Genomic DNA, 15,700 nt, shown 5'->3' with positions numbered 1-15,700 from the left:
TCGGCGCCGGGGGGGGGGGGGGGGGGGGCCCCCCCCCCCCCCCCCCCCCCCCCCCCCGGGGCGGGGGGGGGGGGGGGGGGCCCCCCCCCCCCCCCCGGCCAGCCGCCGCAGCAGCGCGGGTTCGTGGGTGACCAGCGCGACGCCGCCCCGAAGATGATCAAGTAGTCCCTGGTTACCCGATGCGGATCGGGAGCGTACGCGGGCCGCGGACCTGGCCCGTGGCCCAGGTGACCGCCGCCGGGTCGTCGAGGCCGAAGGCCGGGATGCGCTCCAGCCACACCTCCAGGGCGATCCGCAGCTCCATGCGGGCCAGGTGTGAGCCCACGCACCGGTGGATGCCCAGGCCGAAGGCGGCGTGCCGGTTGACCTCGCGGTCGATGACGACCTCGCCGGCCCTCTCGAACTGCTCCGGGTCGCGGTTGGCCGCCGGGAACGACAGCAGGACCCAGTCGTCGGCCTTCATGTCGACGCCGTTCCAGCGCATGTCCTCCTTGACCAGCCGCGCCATGGTGACCGGCGCGTAGGCCCGCAGGAGCTCCTCCATCGCGGTCGGCAGCAGCTCGGGCTCGGCCACCAGCCGCTCGCGGTCGCGCGGCGTCCTGGCCAGATGCCACAGCGAGGCCCCGATCGCGCTCCACGTGGTGTCGATCCCGGCGATCAGCAGCAGCGCCATCGTCCCCGCCACGTGCGAGGACTCCAGCTTCCGCCCGTACAGCTCGGCGTTGACGAGGTAGGTCGTCAGGTCGTCGCGCGGGTGGTCCACGTGGTCACGGATCTGGACGAGCAGGTAGTCGAACAGCTGCTCCATCCCCTCCATGCGCTCCTCCGGCGGCCGGTTCACGCCTTCGAGCGCGTTCTCGATGAACTCGCGGAAGCGGGGCCCGTCCTCGGGCGGGAAGCCGAGCATGTCGGCGATGACCCGCATCGGGATGTGCTGGGCGTAGTCGCGGGCCGCGTCCACGACGTCCTGGCCGGCTAACCCGTCGATGAGCTCATGGCAGAGCGCCCGCGTCGACGCCTCCCGCCTGGCCACGGCGGTCTTGGTGAACGCCGGCAGCAGCAGCCTGCGCGCGTCGTGGTGGAACGGCGGGTCGGAGGAGATCGGCGGCGAGCCGCCGATCGGCGCGGCCTCGCGGGGCGGCCGGAAGTTGCTCATGATGATCGAGCGCGAGGAGAAGCGCTCGGTGTCGTACGCGATGGCCGCCACGTCCTCGTGCCGCGTCGGCAGCCAGCCGCCGCCGAACCGGTCGGTGTGCGCGATCGGGCAGCGCTGTCGCAGCTCGTCCTGGATGGGGTACGGGTCCGCGGCCCATTCGGGCTCCAGGTGGGAGAAGTCGGTCGCCCAGTCGGACACCGGGCCGGTGACGATCTCGCTGCGCGTGCCGAGGGGCCGGTCGTCTCCCGTGTCCCGGAAGTCCTGGCTGAAACGGTCGTCGACGGTCATCTCACGCCTCCTCCACGAGGTCGATCGCCCGCTCCGGGCAGTTGGCCACCGCCAGGCGCGCCGCCGGCTCCTCGCCCGGCGGCACGACGCCGTCGCCGACGACCTGCCCGTAGCCCTCGTCGTCCTCACCGAACAGGCCCGGGGCCAGGTCGTAGCAGCGGCCGTGTCCCTGGCAGCGCCCGGGATCGATCTGTACTTTCACTGCGGGTTCTCCGCTCTGTCCGGTGGGGCGATGGCGGCCACGACGCGCGTCAGCAGCGCCGACCACTCGGCGTCGTCGACGGCGTGCAGGTCCGGCGTGATGAGCGCGCTGCCCATCGCCAGCAGCAGGCAGAAGTGGGCCAGCGCGTCCGGCGACAACCCGGGGTCCAGCTCCCCGTCGCCCTGGCCCGTGCGTACCAGCTCGGCGATCCAGCCGGCCCGCTCGCCCACGTAGTCGCGCATCGGCCGGGCGACGTCCTCGTCCCGCCTGGCCGCGACCAGCGCCTCGACGACGAGGTAACCGGCCGCCTCACGGGGGCGCGGCAGCCGCCGCCCCAGAACCAGGAGCAGCTCCGCGGCCGACCTGTCAGGGTCGGCGGCGAACAGGTTGGCCAGTATCCGCCGCCCGTGGGCGCGCAGCGCGGCGACGAGCAGCTCGGCCTTGGAGCCGAAGTGCGCGTACAGCGCGCCGTTGCTCACCCCGGCGGCGGCGGCGATGTCGGCGACGCGCGTGCCGTCGTAACCGCGTGCGGCGAACACCTCGGCGGCCGCCTTCAGCAACCGCTCCCGCGTCTCGGCGGCCGTGACGCCCGCGATGCGACCCATGAGTGAATTTAAAGATTGTTCATTTCATACGTCAAGCACGTCCCCTGCCGGACAGGGTTGTTGTCTGACGGCCTTGAAGATGACAGTCCGTCACGCCATCTGGAAGTGGACATGACAGCGGGCCATCGGAGTTGACAGTAGGGGCGTTTACGGCAGGAGGTTCGGCTCGGGAGATGGTGGCGGTCTGGCCCCGGCGGCTGGCGTTGGTGGTGTCACCGGCGTACGGCGAGTCGTTCGCGTCGTGGGTTGATCGGATGGCCCTGTGGAACGGATGCCCGTCGTGGACGATTGTCGAGGCGTTAGGGCTGGATGTACGCGCGTCGAGTGAGGTTCGTTCATTGGCGTACGGCGTCGTTGCGATGCCGGAGACGTGCAGGGCGATCGAGGCTGCTACAGGCGTGAGCGCCGAGGTCGTGCGTGGGATGCACTGCCCACTCATGGCCCTCAACCCGGCGGACTGACTCCTTATCGCCCACGCGGACGTCTGAACCTCGACCGGGCAGGGCGGGCCTTCCTCGGCACGGCTCCGCTGGTGCTCTCGACGGCCTCGGCGGCCGAGCGGCTCGGCGACCCCGTACGGGCCCTGCCCGCCTGGACGTCGGCGAGGTGGGAAACGTGCGCGTGACCGCAGTGCCGGCGCAGCACGGGCCCGACGGCACCGAGCACCTGGTCGGAGAGGTGACCGGCTTCGTGCTCGAAGGGGAAGGGCTGCCGACCGTGTACGTGAGCCGGGGACAACGCCTCGCTCGACGTCGTCCGGGTCGTGGTCGGGCGGTTCGGGCGCGTTGACGTGGCGGTCCTGTTCGCTGGCGGGGCCAGGACGCCGCTGGTCGACGGATATCTGACGCTGACCAGCGAGCAGGCGGCCGAAGCCGCTGAGATCCTCGATGCCACGTACGTGGTGCCGCTGCATTTCGAGCACTGAGCGCACTTCAGCCAAGGCAGGGAGACCGTGGAGAAGGCGTTCGCGGGGCACAGCGACCGGCTGCGGCTGCTGGCGCCCGGACAGCGCACACGGCTCGCCTGAACAGCGGGTGTAACCCCCGCGCAGGGCGGCCGACGGAACGGCGCGCACGCCGCGTCGCCGCCCTTGTGGGTCGAAGTCAGAGAGTGATGCGAACCAGCCAGCCGTCGTCGTCACGTTGGCGTAAGGAGTACGGGCCGGATGCGGTCAACGCCGGGACGGCCCTGGGCCGTGGCCGCTTGGACGACCTGGTCGACGTCGTCTTGGTCGAGTGGTTGCGCGAGCCGGTAAGGTTGCTGGCCGACCTTCTAGCAAGGGTCAGCTCAAAGAGCACGAGACGCCCGTGGGGTTGAAGGCCTCACCGCTGGAGGTCGCCGTCCTGATGACCTTGCCGTCCAGGTAGGTCTTCTTGATGATGTTGTAGCGCTTCTTAATACCGTTCGGGTAGGCCCGATACACCTGCCCGGACTTGGTGAACGGCCGGGAGTTGCACTGGGCCGTCACGGTCGCCGTGGTGGACTTGCTGAAACCGATCTGGCCGGCGACGAAGTCGCGCGACACACCGAGGTTGACCTGGATGGTGCGCTGGACGGAGAACGACCGGGAGATCGAGCAGGTGCCGCCTACGCCGGCGGAACAGCTCGCCAGCATCTTGTTGCGGTTCACGGCGCCGTTGTGGACGCTCGTCACCTTGATCGAGTACCTGATTTTGGGTATGCCGGGGATCGGCTCGGCGGTGGCGCTCTGCGCTGTGAGCGGGATGAGCGCCATGGGGAGAACGGCTAGCGCGGTGGCCCATCGTCGAGTTCTGGCCATGGGATCTCCTTGAGAGTGCCTGCTTTGTCGGGAGGTAACGCTAGAAGAGGGCGGTATATCGCCGGTATGTCGGCCCGGCCTACCGCCCGCAACCCCCGCCGGTACGCGCACGCCTCGACATGCAGCCCGAGATCATCATCATCAACCACCACCCACGACACCGACTCATCGGCGGCCACCGGTCAGTCACGGCAGGGAAGGCCTTCCACAGGTCCTGTTCTTGGCGGAATCGGTGGTACATCTGCTTCAGGAGTGCTGTGGTTGAGTGATGACAGTACGCGACGCTCCGGAGGTGCGGTCGGAGTCCTGCGGATTGGAGGAGCTGTTCTGCGCTCACGCCTTCAGTGAGCAGTCGCGGGGTTCGCTGTTGCTGGGCCCGCAGTGGCCACGCCGATGGAGTGGGCGCAACTCTTCGGCAGCCGGGCATGCCCGAAGTGCCTGGCGGCTTCGAACGGAGCGTGGCCGCTCTGGTGGAAGCTGGGCTGGGCCGCGGTCTGTCCCGCGCATCGGATGCTGCTGGTGGATCACTGCCCGAGATGCCGCGTTCACTTGCGACGGAGGCCTGGACTTGCCCGAGGCCGCGCTGCTCCTGGCCGGTGAAGGACTACGCTCCTGGGAGACCGTCACGCCCCGCCGTGCCATCCACCCGTGAGAACGGCTTACGTCTGGATACACAGCGGGCCACAACCTCGTTGACTATGTTCACGAGGTCGACGGCGGGCCTCCCATATCGGCCGTGGTTGTCACTCTGGCGGGTGACCCAAGATCAGCACCATCGCATCAAGCAATCGCTGCCAATCGGCTTCCCGAAGGTCTCGCCGGAGCGCACCGGCAACAGCCGCCAGGGCGTCGATGAGCATGGCGCGGACCGTTCGCTGGTCTTCCTCGAGCATGGCGGCAAGCTGGCCGACGTCGCGTCGAAAGCGGTGACTTTGCGAGAAGTCCACCAGTGACGGCGGCAAAGCTGCGATCGCCGGATTCGCGGCCGGGTCGGCAAGATTGATCACCAAACGGGTCCCCAGCGCGTCAGCGAGCCGGTCGAGTACGGCGACCGTTGGGTTGCCGCGGCCGTTTTCCAGATTCGCCACATAGGGCACCGACACTCCGGCCTCCGTGGCCACCGAGGCGACCGTCCGGCCGAGCGCGGCACGGCGGCTCCGCAACCGCCGGCCAAGTTCAACCGGCTGCTCTGGACCGCGCGATCAATCACCGCCCTCGGCACAGGCCTGCTTGACGTCGCGGTCCCCGCACACATCTATGCCGTCACCGGCTCGGTGCTCGCGACCGGCCTCAGCCTGGCCTTCAGATATCTGCCCGCGCTGCTCCTGGGGCCATTCGCCGGAGTCATAGCCGATCGGTGGGACCGCCCCCGCATCATGATCACCACCGACCTCATCCACGCAATGGCGATCTCCTTAGTCCTCCTGGCCCAAACACCCGAGACGATCTGGATCATCTACGCAGCGATGCTCGGCCAAGGCGCCGCTGCGGTGATCTTCCGCCCGGCCGCCCAAGCGCACACCCCCGCCGTCGTGGGCATCGGCCCGCTACTCAGCAGCGCAAACGCGCTCGGCGCCCTCACCACCGGGGTGGTCGGACTGAGCGCTCCACCGATCGGCGGCCTCATGTTCGCCACCTCCGGCATCAACGTTGTCATTGGCGCCGCAATCACTGCCAGTCTTCTGTCCGCGACAGCCATTGCCCGGACCACAACCCAGTCACGCGCACATGGCCCCGCACAGAACGTGCTCGCAGATCTCATCCAGGGATTGCGTCACCTTCGGCAAGCCGCGACAACACGGGCGCTGCTGGCCACGAACAGCGTTTACCTGCTCGCGAACGCAGCGCTCACCGCTTTGCTCATACCCTTCGCCGTGACACACCTGGGGGAAAGCGTCCAGGTCGGCTACCTGCTGTCCGCGTTGGGCCTCGGCTTTCTCCTGGGAGCACCCGTCAGCCGAAGACTCGTCGACCGCTTCTCCGCCAGAACGACTCTCGCCCCTCAGTCAAGCACTCGTTGCCGGCGCGTTCTTTCTGGTGTTCAACGCCACGTCGCTCCCAGTCGCGCTGATCGCTGCGGTTCTTCTCGGGATGCCAGGAGTCACCGTTCTGGTCGCCACCCACACCTGGCTGCAACGAGCCACTCCAAAGACGCTCCTCGGCCGTGTCAGCTCCGCCTTCCTCACCGTCGAAGCCGCGGCAAGTATGGCCGGAGCTTTCGCCGGACCCGCAATGAGCAAACTGACCAGCCTTCCCCTGGCACTCAATGCGGCTTGCACCCTCACCCTCCTATCCGCTCTACTCACTCTTTGCCTCATGCCCCGAGGCAGCCAGGTCCTCCAAGGACCAGAAGGTGACCGCAGCCCAGAACCCGCGCAAGACCAAGAGTGAAGGGCTCTTCCGAACCATGTTCGGATCGCGCTCTCACTTTGAATGTCGTTCTGCCCTATTGATTAGACGTCAATCTAAATGACAGTGCCCAGGTCACTCGCAGGCCCGGCTCCCAACTTCAGTGACGCCAGACAGTTGTCTGACGGCCGTCACCCGCCCGAAACCGTCGACGGCCTGGACCTGCCCGAGGCAGCACTGCTTTTGGCCGGCGTAGGCATTCGCCCCTGGCAGACCGCCTGACGATGAGAACGCCAGATGCACCCTGGAGACGCTTGTCGACCACGCTAGGTACGTCTGCCACGCCTCGGGGGCCGTGCGGCCTGCGATCAGCTCTGGTGCTGGGGCGTGGGGTCGGTGTTCAAGCGTCGCTCGGGCCAGGGCTCCAGCCAATGCACTGAGCCCAGGCATCGGCACGCCGAACCACGTCCCACACGAAAGAATCCTTCGCCTTGACATAGCCAAGCCGATCATGCCGAAACTCGGCTGCGTAGCGCCGTTTGACAAGCGCATACTCAGCTGCAGCAGAAGGGTGGCTCCGAAGGTAGTCACGGAACAAAAGCGGAAATTGCTGGGAAAAGCTTCCGAGCTGCCGGACGTGCACGTGTGTCCGGCGCCGGCCAGGCGTTTCCCGGAAGTATCGTTTGGTTCGTTCGGGATTGTCGGCTCGATACACCAAGCCCATACTCTCCAGCGGAGCCCGGAACGCCTCCAGCGGGTCGAAGGACCGCACCGAGATCTGCACGTCTATCACTGGCTTGGCGGCCAGTCCCGCCACCGAGGTGGAGCCGATGTGATCGATACGCACCGCGACATCGCCGAGCACCCTTCGCATGCTGGTAGCCAATTCGGCGAACATCGCCGGCCAGGCCGGCTCATAGTCGACAATGACGACTCTTTCTCTCATGGCTCCAATTGTTCCAAGAGATTGCTCATCCAGGACACTCAGCCCGCCTGGGCTGAATAACGCGCTCTGGTGTCATCTTCCGCTCTCATCGCCACCATCGCGGACATCCTTCGGTGAGCATGTCAACCACCGGTGATTCGATACGCGCCAAGGTGACAGTGCCGAGGTCAGAAGCAGCTCTCACTGTCACCTTCGCTGCGTCCGGATAGTTGCCGTTGTCTGGGTCTGGCGACGTTCGAAGGCGCGATGAACATGGCGGCCAGCGTCCAGGTCCGCCACCTGCACCCCGACGGACAAGAAGAGCGCTGTTCGCCGGATGAGGCCGCCGAGGTGACCTTCGAGAATTGCGGCGCCATCCGGCGGTTCCCGTACCGCACCACGCACGTGCACGACCGTTCCGATCTTGACAGCCGGGACGCGCCGGGAGCGGCCGCGCACCCCCGCGACACCGCCGTCACTCTGCAAGGATCACACCATGGCCAGGTAGGCAGCGAGTTCGTCGGTGGAGGAGGTGGAGATCCCGACATACCCGTCCGGCCGGATGAGGGTGTGCAGTTCGCCGCCGTAGGGCGCGGCCGGCTTGTATGCGCGGACCTCGGGACCACGCGCGACGCCAGGGGCGGGATCGGGTGACAGCAGCGTGAAGTGCGGGCCCCGCAGCAGGTCGAACATGCGTACCCGCGTCCCGTCGGCCAGCAGGAGCCGCCCGTCAGGCACCCGCTCGCCGCCGCCCCGGGCCAGTGAGGCGCCCCGGTAGCTCAGTGAGAGCTGGTAGGTATCCTCGTCACGCTTGTAGGACTTCTTGTCGTGCAGGTCAGTGCTGAGGCCGAGCACCCGGGCGGCGACGGGCCTGCGCTCCTCCTCGTACGTGTCCAGCAGCGCCTCGGGCGCGCCCGCGAGCACCCGCGCGAGCTTCCAGCCCAGGTTGTAGGCGTCCTGCACGCCGGTGTTGAGCCCCTGCCCGCCCTCTGGCGGGTGCACGTGGACGGCGTCCCCGGCCAGAAAGACGCGGCCGGAGCGGTAACGGTCGGCGAGGCGGATGTTGACCCGGTAGAGAGAGGACCACAGTAGTTCGGTCAGGCGCACCCCGCGCACCATCGACCGTTCTGCGAAGATCCGCTGATACCAGGACAGCGTCTGCTCCAACACAACGCCAGGCTTCAGCGAGGCGAGCATTTGGAAGGTGTCGGTGCCGGCCATGGGGTACAGCGCCACCATCCCCTTGCCCGGCCGCACCCAGACGTGGATGTGGTTCCGGCCGAGCCCCTCGACCCGCACGTCGCCCAGGGCCATCCGCTCCTCCTCGCGCGTCTCGCCGGTGAAGCCGATGCCGAGCGCCTTGCGTACCGGGCTCCTGCCGCCGTCCGCCGCGACCAGGTAACGCACCCGCAGGATCTCCCCCGTGCCCAGCCTGGCGGTCACCCCGTGCGCGTCCTGCTCGAAACCGGTCAGCGCGGTACCCTGCTCCACCTTCCCGCCCAGTTCCGCCAGACGCTCGCGCAGCACCGCCTCGGTGCGCCACTGTGGGTGCATCATCACCGTCGGGTACGGCACCGCGTCCGTGGCCGGGACGCGCTTGTGCATGCGGGCCTGCCACACGGGCACCCTGCCCATCCTGACCCGCAGCGGCGGGTAGGGCGTCGAGCCCGCCAGGACCTGGCCGATCACCCCGAGGTCGTCGAAGACCTCCTGCGTACGGGGCTGCAGCCCCTTGCCCTTGGAGCCGCCGACAGGCTCGGGAGCCTGGTCCACGACGCGGCAGGCGACACCCCGGCGGGCCAGATCCACGGCGAGGGTGAGCCCGGTCGGACCGGCGCCGACGATCAGTACATCCGTCTTCTCGTTCATACCCCGACCGTGCCAAGCGGCTCTGCCGGATCGCTGTCAGCGTCTGCCGGGCGCTGTCATACAGATCGAGGGCACCCGGCGGAGGACGCTGCTGACCACCGCTCCTGCATACGCCGGCTACCGGCCATAGGCTCACGGAGAAGATGGCCGCAGGGGCGTGTACGGCAGGCGCTCTCCTGGCCCCCTTCCGCCTCCCCCTCTGGGAACCAGGCGCGCCCCACCACCTGTCGCGTACTGGAGCAGTTGGGCGAGGTGCATGCCCGAATGGAACGGTTCGATGACGCCGGCCTGGCATTTCGACGCCCATCGAAGTGACAGTGCCCAGGTCGGATGCCTTGACGATGGTCGAGTCGCTGGGGCTCGGTCAACGCCCGTCTCGGGGAGCGACCGCTTCGGCGCGAGACAGAACCTGCTCCAGCTGTGCCGGATCGGCCGCGCCGCCGGCTGACAGGACGGTGCCGGCACGGTCGGTCACCACCACATACGGCGGCCACGGGATGTCGTTGCGGTCGAAGACATCCGGGTCCACGACCACGGGCAGCCCGGCACCGCCGTATCCCTCCACCGCGCTGACCAGCGCGACATCCAGGCGTTCGGCTGTCGCGACGAACTCCGGCAGCATCGCCTTGCACAGCCCGCACGCCGGCGAGACCAACGCGTACATCGTCCGGTCGCCGGCCGGCTCCGGCCTGCCGTTGAGAGCGAAGCGCGTGCCGGGACGCGGCCCGTACGAGGCTCTCTCCGCGCGTAGCAGCCGCGCGGGCAGGAAGGCCAGCCCGAGCAGGACCGCCGCCACCGGAAGCTGGACGGGCGCGAACGCGACCGGCCCGGTCAGCGCCACCGTCACCGCGAGGACCAGCAGCAGGCCGGTACGCAGCAGCGTGCCGGCCCCGACGAGGTCGCGGCCGCCGAAGCACCCGCAGTCCACGGCCATCCGGCGCCGCATCACGGAGGTCATGGCCGCCAGGAACGCGGCGAACAGGACCGCCGCCACCACGGCGCCCCACCGCCGGCCGCCTGGAGCGAGCAGCAGCCCGCCGGCGGCCAGCTCGGCCACGAGCACGCCCACCGCGGCCGGCCTGGCCAGGCTGCCCGGCAGAACCTGATAGCCCGCCACCGACCGGGCGAAGCCGGGCACGTCCCGCAGCTTGACCAGCGCCGCGACCAGCAGCGCCGCGGTCACGGCGAGGTACGCCGACTCGGCGACGATCATGGCACCGTCTGGTGGTAGGCCGAGGCCTGCAGTTCGTACAGGCCGGCGTACAGGCCGTCGCGTTCCATCAGTTCGGCGTGCGTGCCCTGTTCAGCGATCGCGCCGCCGTCCAGCACGTAGATGCGGTCGGCGTAGCGGACGCTGGCCAGCCGGTGGGTGATGAGCACGACGGTGCGGCCGGCGGCGTGGCCGCGGATCCGCTCGAACAGGGCGTGCTCGGCACGGGCGTCCAGGGCCGAGGTCGGCTCGTCGAAGATGACCAGCGCGGCATCGTCGCGGTAGAAACCGCGTGCCACGGCGATGCGCTGCCACTGGCCGCCCGACAGGTCGTGGCCGCCTCGGAAGCGGCGGTCGAGCAGCGCGTCGTAGCCGTCGGGCAGCCGTGCCACCACCTCGTCGGCGCCCGCCGCGGCGGAGGCGGCGGCAAGCCGGTCCTCCTCCAGGGGGTGCCCCATGACGATGTTCTCGCGGACGGTGAGCGGCCAGCGCGTGTGATCCTGGGCGATCACGGAGATCCGCCGCCGCAACGCGTCACCGTCGAACGCGTCGAGGGCCACGCCGTCCCAGCGGATCGTGCCCTCCTGCGGCTGGTACAGCCCGGCCAGCAGCTTGGCCAGGGTCGTCTTGCCCGAGCCGTTCTCGCCGACCAGGGCGATGACCTCGCCCTGGCCGACCGTCACGCTGACGCCCGACAGCGCGGGCCGGCCGGCTCCGGGGTAGGTGAACGTGACGTTCTCGGCCGTCAGCAGGTGGAACGGCGCCGGCTCGGCAGGGGTCGCCGGCGGCGGGGGGACGCGCTCCCGGGCAGACTCGCAGAAGGCCAGGTAGTCGCCGAAGTAGAGGCCTGCCTCGTAGAGCCGGTTCATGGTCTGGATCAGGGCGGTGAGCGACACCTGCCCGGTCCTGATCGCCAGCACGGCCGCGCCGGCCACTGACAGCGGGATCACGCCGACGGCCAGCAGCACGCCGAGCACCACGTACACGCCGGCCGTGGCCAGGCCGGTCAGCAGGTCGCCGCCCGCCTTGGTCGCGGCCCGCCGCCGTGCCACGTCGAGCTGGACGTCCTGTTCCAGGTCGGCGACCTTGGCGTACTGGCCGAGCAGGAAGTCCCGGAGCGTGAACGCCCGCACTTCGGCGGCGGGCTGCCGTTCGGCCATCAGGTCCGACAGCATGAACTTGCGCCGCCGCGCGGCGGACAGCCGGTAGAACGCCTGGTAGCCCAGCCGCGCCATGCGCACCGCGGCCCATCCCGCCGGCACGGCGGCGACCAGCAGCAACGGCATGAGGATCGGGTGCAGCAGGCCGAGCGCGACGGCCGAGGCCAGCACGCCCACCGCGCCGGTGACCGCGGCGATCGTCGTCTCCACCACGGTGGCGGTGTCGGGCACGCCGCTGTCGCGGGCCCGGCGCATCGCGTTGTGGAAGTCGTGGTCGTCGAACGCGGCCAGCTCCACCCGGGTGGTCAGCTCGAACAGGCGAGTCTCGGCCAGCCGTTCGACCAGTGGTTTGAGCCGGGCCTGCGCCCATCCGGCGCCGGCCAGCAGCGCTCCGCGCAACCCGGTGGCGGCGGCCACGAGCAGCAGCGAGGGCAGCGCGGTCCATACCCGATCGAGCGTGGGACCGGCGGCCAGCAGCGAGGCCAGCACGTCGGAGGTGGCCACCAGGCCGAAGACCGTGAAGACGCCGGCCGCGAGGTTGCCCGCCAGGGCCACGGCCGTGTCGCGAGGACTGGCCTGCCACGCCATCCGCAGCGCGGCGGCCACCAAGGACGGCAGCCTGCGGGCGATCGTACCGAGGGTGGCGGTCAGCAGGTGCTCGTCGTGGCTCTCCCAGTACTGGGCCACGAGCCCCGACCGGTCGTCCGGGACGCTCGTCCTGCGCCCGCGCCGCCAGAGCCTCACGCGCGGGCGCCGTTCCGAGACCGGCACGCCGGAGATCCCCCCATCACGCACGTCAATCTAGAAGATCAAACTCTCGGTGTAAAGGTGCATGTAAACACATTTTTGGCTGTTACGGCTACCTCTGGACAGGCTTCCGGATATATGCACATAATGCCACCGTTTGCTCGCGACGGGGGAACATCTAGCTGGTTCCCGGTCACGGGCGGGGCCCGGGAAAGGTGCCTACCGGTGCCATCCCGAGGCTCGGATCCCTACGTCGGCCGCCCATAGGTGGCCAAGGAAGGAGCCCTTATGTCGGTCCTCGCACTGGAGCCCCGCGACGCCGGAGTCCTGGAGTACGAAGACCTCGCCGTCGACTTCGAAGGCGAGCTCAACAAGCTGCTCCACGGCCCCCAGGCCTGCGTCAACACCTGCAAGCGTACGGTCTGCAGCAGCTTCCCCTGCTGCCCGTCCATTGTGTGAAGCGCCTGATCCCACGCCGTGAAGCGTGGTGACGAGATGCGCTGGGGAAAGGCCGTCGGCGATGCTCTGATGGCCTTTTTCTCATATCAGGCCGATGCGCTCTGTTATCGAGGGATGACCGTGGACTTTAATGTGCTCGACCGCCTTACCCAATTTGCAGATTCGAATGGTAGGGAAATATACGAGGACGACACGTGGATCAGCGTTCACGATCCTCGCCACGACATTCCGTTGCAGGGCTGGAAAATCCACATTTCCGCACGTCCCGGCACACTCAACGACACCCTTGACCGCGCGTTGCCGATCCTGGCCGGCACCGGCTGCGCCTTCAAGGTCGCCCGCTCCACCCACAGGCTCATGGAGCTCAACTCCGGCGACGTCGACCCGGGAGCCGTGGGCAAGGCCATGACGGTCTACCCGGAGCAGGACGCGGTGGTCGAGCTGGGCCACGCCCTCGCCGACGCCCTGTCCGGGCTGTCGGCCCCGCGCATCGTCAGCGATCGACGGGTCCGCCCCGATGCCCCGGTGTACTACAGGTACGCCCCGTTCGCCCCGCAGTACCGCGTGGACGAGAACGGCGACTTCGAGCTGATCGTGATCGGGCCGGACGGCGAGCAACTGCCGGGCGCGGCCGGCCCCGAGTTCACCTGCCCGCCCTGGGCCACCGACCCGTTCCGCCCCACGGAGCCTGCCGGGGCCCGCCCGTCGGAGCCTGATGAACGGCCGTCGCTGGGAACACTGCCGCCCGCGCAGACAACCGGGCAGACAACCGGGCAGACAACCGGGCAGGCCGCCGACGGCGGCAGCGGGCGGCTCATCGGCGGCCGGTACCGCGTGACGTCCGGCGTCGTGCGTGGACCGCGCGGAAACGTCTACCGCGCCACCGACGCCGCCGGGCGGCGGGTCGTGGTCAAGGAGGCCCGCGCGTACGTCGGGGAGAACGTCGAGGGCTGGGACCTGCGGATGTACCTCCGCAACGAGCTGCGCGTCCTGCAGGCGCTCGCGGGCGTGGCAGGCGTACCGGAGCCGATCGACCACTTCCGGCACGGCGAGGACGAGTTCCTCGTCATGACCGACGCGGGCAGCCGCGACCTCAACCGATTCGTCGCGGAGAACGGCCTGTTCACCGGGGAGCCCGCCACCGGCGAGCGCGACCTCGGCACACTCGCCGTCCGGCTGCTGGAGGTGATCGACGCGGTGCACGCGCACGGCGTCGTCATCCGCGACCTGTCGCCCAAGAACGTCGTGCTCGGCGAGGACGGCCGCTGCACCCTGATCGACTTCGGCAACAGCAGGTACGACGGGCTGCAGCTGCCGGGCTGGAGCCGCGGCTACAGCGTTCCCGACCAGCACACCGACCGTGACTCCGTGCCCGCCGACGACTACTTCTCGCTGGGCGCCACCCTGTTCTTCGCGGCCACCGGGATGAACCCGATCATGATCGGCCCGGACCCGGTCCGCAACGTCGAGCGCACGCTCATGTGCCTGGCGGGGATGTTCCCGGACGTCACGACGGGCGTCCTCGGACTGCTGCCCGGCCTGCTGAGCCTCGACCCCGCCGACCGCACCGCCGCCGCCGCCGAGCTCAGATCCGCCCACGGACCGGCTCCTGCCGACCGGCCGCACCCCGTACCGGCCGTGACCGGCTTCGGCGACGAGCGGCCCGCCGCCGAACAGCCGCAGGTGAGACGGTGGAAGCCGCCCTCCCCGCCCAGGCTCACCGGGGAGCTGCTGTCCAAGGCGCTCGACCACACCGTGCGCGAGTGCGCGGCCTTCGCCGAGCAACTGATGGCCGCGCCCGAGGATGCCCGCCGGGAGAGCCCGCCGGTGACCAACGTCTACGGCGGCAGTGCCGGAGTCGGCATGGAACTGCTGCACCACCCGGAGGCCAAGGCCGTGGCCGCCGACCTGGCCCGGTGGACGGCCCGCGTGATGCCGCCCGCCAAGCTCCCGCCCTCGCTGTACTTCGGCCGTACCGGCACCGCGCTGTTCCTGACCGCGGCCCGCATGAGCGCCGCGCCGGAACTGGCGGCGCCGGCCCCCGTCACCATCGACGGCCCGCAGCGGGCCGACCAGGCACACGGCGTGGCCGGCATCGGCTCGGGCCATTTGGCCCTGGCCGCCCTCGACCCCGGCGATGCCCGGCATCTGCGGATCGCCGCCGAGTGCGCCCGGCTGCTGATCGCCGGTGAGGTCACGCGGTCGCAGGACGCCGTGGCACCCGCCCAGCCCGGCTCCGGAGTGTCGGTCGACACGGCGTACGCCCACGGCGACGCGGGCTGCGCGGACTTCCTGCTCTCCTACCACGAGGCCACCGGCGACCGAGCGGCGGGCGAGGCGGCCCGGGAGCGGCTGGCGGCGCTGGCCGTCCAGGTCGAGGCGCTGATCGGCGAGTTGCACGGCCCTGATGCCCGGGCCATGGGGGCCTCCTGGTGCCAGGGCATGTCGGGCATCACCGGCACGCTGGCCCGCGCGGCCCGCGCGTACGGCGAGGACCGCTACCTGGAGCTGGCCGAGCGGGGCGCGCGGGCGTGCCTGGTCGTCGCCCCGCAAGCCTGGGTGGTCTCTCAGTGCTGCGGCCTGGCGGGCATCGGCGAAGCGCTGATCGACCTGGCGATGGTCACGGGCGATGACGGCTACTGGCGCCACGCCGAGGACATCGCCGAGCGGATGCTGGTACGGGCCGGCGGCGAGCCGGCGCAGCCGGTCTTCCCCGGCAACGACCTCGACAAGGCGGCCTACACCTGGAGCACCGGCACCGCGGGCGTCCTGTCGTTCCTGCGCCGCCTCGACCGCCGCTCGGGCACCCGGCTGTGGACGGCCGACTGGCAGCTGCCCGAATCGGACCGGGCAGCGCACTCAGCGGTTGGATCAGCGGCGAGCGGGAGAGGGAACTAGAGGACCACGCCGTCCTCGCCTGCGGCTTCCGGCTCAACGCCGCGGTCCCCGT

The 15,700-nt window shown here is 69.8% G+C and carries 13 protein-coding genes and 1 pseudogene; 5 read left to right on the top strand and 9 right to left on the bottom strand.

Translation table 11 applies throughout. The annotated features are described in order from the left end of the window. Nucleotides 1–172 precede the first annotated feature (172 nt). Genes ACIBI9_RS47190 through ACIBI9_RS47180 form a run of 3 tightly spaced genes read right to left on the bottom strand, consistent with a single transcriptional unit; the run spans nt 173 to nt 2,251 of the window. Entirely contained in the window at nt 173–1,444 is a 1,272-nt protein-coding gene (locus ACIBI9_RS47190; protein ID WP_397232966.1) for a cytochrome P450, read from the bottom strand. A gap of 1 nt (nt 1,445) precedes the next feature. Beyond that, nucleotides 1,446–1,646: a ferredoxin gene (locus tag ACIBI9_RS47185; RefSeq protein WP_397232964.1), complete on the bottom strand. Its 201-nt coding sequence runs from the start codon at nt 1,644–1,646 to the stop codon at nt 1,446–1,448. Beyond that, nucleotides 1,643–2,251 (bottom strand): TetR family transcriptional regulator, encoded by a 609-nt coding sequence (locus ACIBI9_RS47180; RefSeq protein ID WP_397232962.1) that lies wholly within the window; start codon nt 2,249–2,251, stop codon nt 1,643–1,645. Before ACIBI9_RS47180 ends, ACIBI9_RS47185 begins: the two co-directional genes overlap by 4 nt. 763 nt (nt 2,252–3,014) lie before the next feature. On the opposite strand from ACIBI9_RS47180, the gene ACIBI9_RS47175 reads away from it, so the two are divergent. Then, nucleotides 3,015–3,176: a hypothetical protein gene (locus ACIBI9_RS47175; RefSeq protein ID WP_397232960.1), complete on the top strand. Its 162-nt coding sequence runs from the start codon at nt 3,015–3,017 to the stop codon at nt 3,174–3,176. Between the two features lie 357 nt (nt 3,177–3,533). Here the strand turns inward: ACIBI9_RS47175 and ACIBI9_RS47170 are convergent, their stop codons facing one another. Continuing rightward, on the bottom strand, nt 3,534–4,031 hold the full coding sequence (locus ACIBI9_RS47170; RefSeq protein ID WP_397232958.1) for a hypothetical protein: 498 nt from the start codon (nt 4,029–4,031) through the stop codon (nt 3,534–3,536). 393 nt (nt 4,032–4,424) lie between these two features. Between ACIBI9_RS47170 and ACIBI9_RS47165 the strand changes: the two genes are divergently transcribed. Further along, nucleotides 4,425–4,631: a TniQ family protein gene (locus tag ACIBI9_RS47165; RefSeq protein WP_397233189.1), complete on the top strand. Its 207-nt coding sequence runs from the start codon at nt 4,425–4,427 to the stop codon at nt 4,629–4,631. 143 nt (nt 4,632–4,774) lie between these two features. Here ACIBI9_RS47165 and ACIBI9_RS47160 read toward each other — a convergent pair. Continuing rightward, nucleotides 4,775–5,197, bottom strand: a pseudogene (locus ACIBI9_RS47160) (helix-turn-helix domain-containing protein); the annotation flags it as partial. Between ACIBI9_RS47160 and ACIBI9_RS47155 the strand changes: the two are divergent. Then, nucleotides 5,111–6,388 (top strand): MFS transporter, encoded by a 1,278-nt coding sequence (locus tag ACIBI9_RS47155; protein WP_397233187.1) that lies wholly within the window; start codon nt 5,111–5,113, stop codon nt 6,386–6,388. The pseudogene ACIBI9_RS47160 and the gene ACIBI9_RS47155 overlap by 87 nt on opposite strands. Nucleotides 6,389–6,780: 392 nt before the next feature. Here ACIBI9_RS47155 and ACIBI9_RS47150 read toward each other — a convergent pair whose 3' ends face one another. From ACIBI9_RS47150 to ACIBI9_RS47135, 4 genes are all read right to left on the bottom strand, one after another. Next, nucleotides 6,781–7,326 (bottom strand): GrpB family protein, encoded by a 546-nt coding sequence (locus ACIBI9_RS47150; RefSeq protein WP_397232956.1) that lies wholly within the window; start codon nt 7,324–7,326, stop codon nt 6,781–6,783. Nucleotides 7,327–7,794: 468 nt separating this feature from the next. Continuing rightward, nucleotides 7,795–9,174, bottom strand: coding sequence for an FAD-dependent monooxygenase (locus tag ACIBI9_RS47145; RefSeq protein ID WP_397232954.1), 1,380 nt, complete (start codon nt 9,172–9,174; stop codon nt 7,795–7,797). 364 nt (nt 9,175–9,538) lie between these two features. Then, nucleotides 9,539–10,387 carry a TlpA family protein disulfide reductase gene (locus ACIBI9_RS47140; RefSeq protein ID WP_397232952.1) on the bottom strand — a complete coding sequence of 283 codons (849 nt, stop codon included), beginning with the start codon at nt 10,385–10,387 and terminating at the stop codon, nt 9,539–9,541. Continuing rightward, nucleotides 10,384–12,288 carry an ABC transporter ATP-binding protein gene (locus ACIBI9_RS47135; RefSeq protein ID WP_397232950.1) on the bottom strand — a complete coding sequence of 635 codons (1,905 nt, stop codon included), beginning with the start codon at nt 12,286–12,288 and terminating at the stop codon, nt 10,384–10,386. The genes ACIBI9_RS47140 and ACIBI9_RS47135 overlap by 4 nt, the downstream gene beginning before the upstream one ends. A 291-nt stretch (nt 12,289–12,579) precedes the next feature. On the opposite strand from ACIBI9_RS47135, the gene ACIBI9_RS47130 reads away from it, so the two are divergent. Then, nucleotides 12,580–12,750, top strand: a complete 171-nt coding sequence (locus tag ACIBI9_RS47130; protein ID WP_165974944.1) for an SflA family class IV lanthipeptide — start codon at nt 12,580–12,582, stop codon at nt 12,748–12,750. Nucleotides 12,751–12,786: 36 nt separating this feature from the next. After that, complete coding sequence (gene lanL / locus ACIBI9_RS47125) at nt 12,787–15,648, top strand: class IV lanthionine synthetase LanL (RefSeq protein ID WP_397233185.1); 2,862 nt, start codon at nt 12,787–12,789, stop codon at nt 15,646–15,648. Nucleotides 15,649–15,700 lie beyond the last annotated feature (52 nt).

Source organism: Nonomuraea sp. NPDC050451, assembly GCF_044458585.1.
The sequence above is the reverse complement of the archived record's forward strand: the minus strand, read 5'-3'. Positions and strand labels throughout refer to the sequence as shown.

Coding starts and splice junctions, on each gene's coding strand:
- ACIBI9_RS47165 (WP_397233189.1), top strand. CDS start 4,425: ATGGAGTGGGCGCAACTCTTCGGCAGCCGGGCATGCCCGAAGTGCCTG.
- ACIBI9_RS47130 (WP_165974944.1), top strand. CDS start 12,580: ATGTCGGTCCTCGCACTGGAGCCCCGCGACGCCGGAGTCCTGGAGTAC.
- ACIBI9_RS47145 (WP_397232954.1), bottom strand. CDS start 9,174: ATGAACGAGAAGACGGATGTACTGATCGTCGGCGCCGGTCCGACCGGG.
- ACIBI9_RS47140 (WP_397232952.1), bottom strand. CDS start 10,387: ATGATCGTCGCCGAGTCGGCGTACCTCGCCGTGACCGCGGCGCTGCTG.
- ACIBI9_RS47180 (WP_397232962.1), bottom strand. CDS start 2,251: ATGGGTCGCATCGCGGGCGTCACGGCCGCCGAGACGCGGGAGCGGTTG.
- ACIBI9_RS47170 (WP_397232958.1), bottom strand. CDS start 4,031: ATGGCCAGAACTCGACGATGGGCCACCGCGCTAGCCGTTCTCCCCATG.
- ACIBI9_RS47150 (WP_397232956.1), bottom strand. CDS start 7,326: ATGAGAGAAAGAGTCGTCATTGTCGACTATGAGCCGGCCTGGCCGGCG.
- lanL (WP_397233185.1), top strand. CDS start 12,787: ATGCGCTGGGGAAAGGCCGTCGGCGATGCTCTGATGGCCTTTTTCTCA.
- ACIBI9_RS47190 (WP_397232966.1), bottom strand. CDS start 1,444: ATGACCGTCGACGACCGTTTCAGCCAGGACTTCCGGGACACGGGAGAC.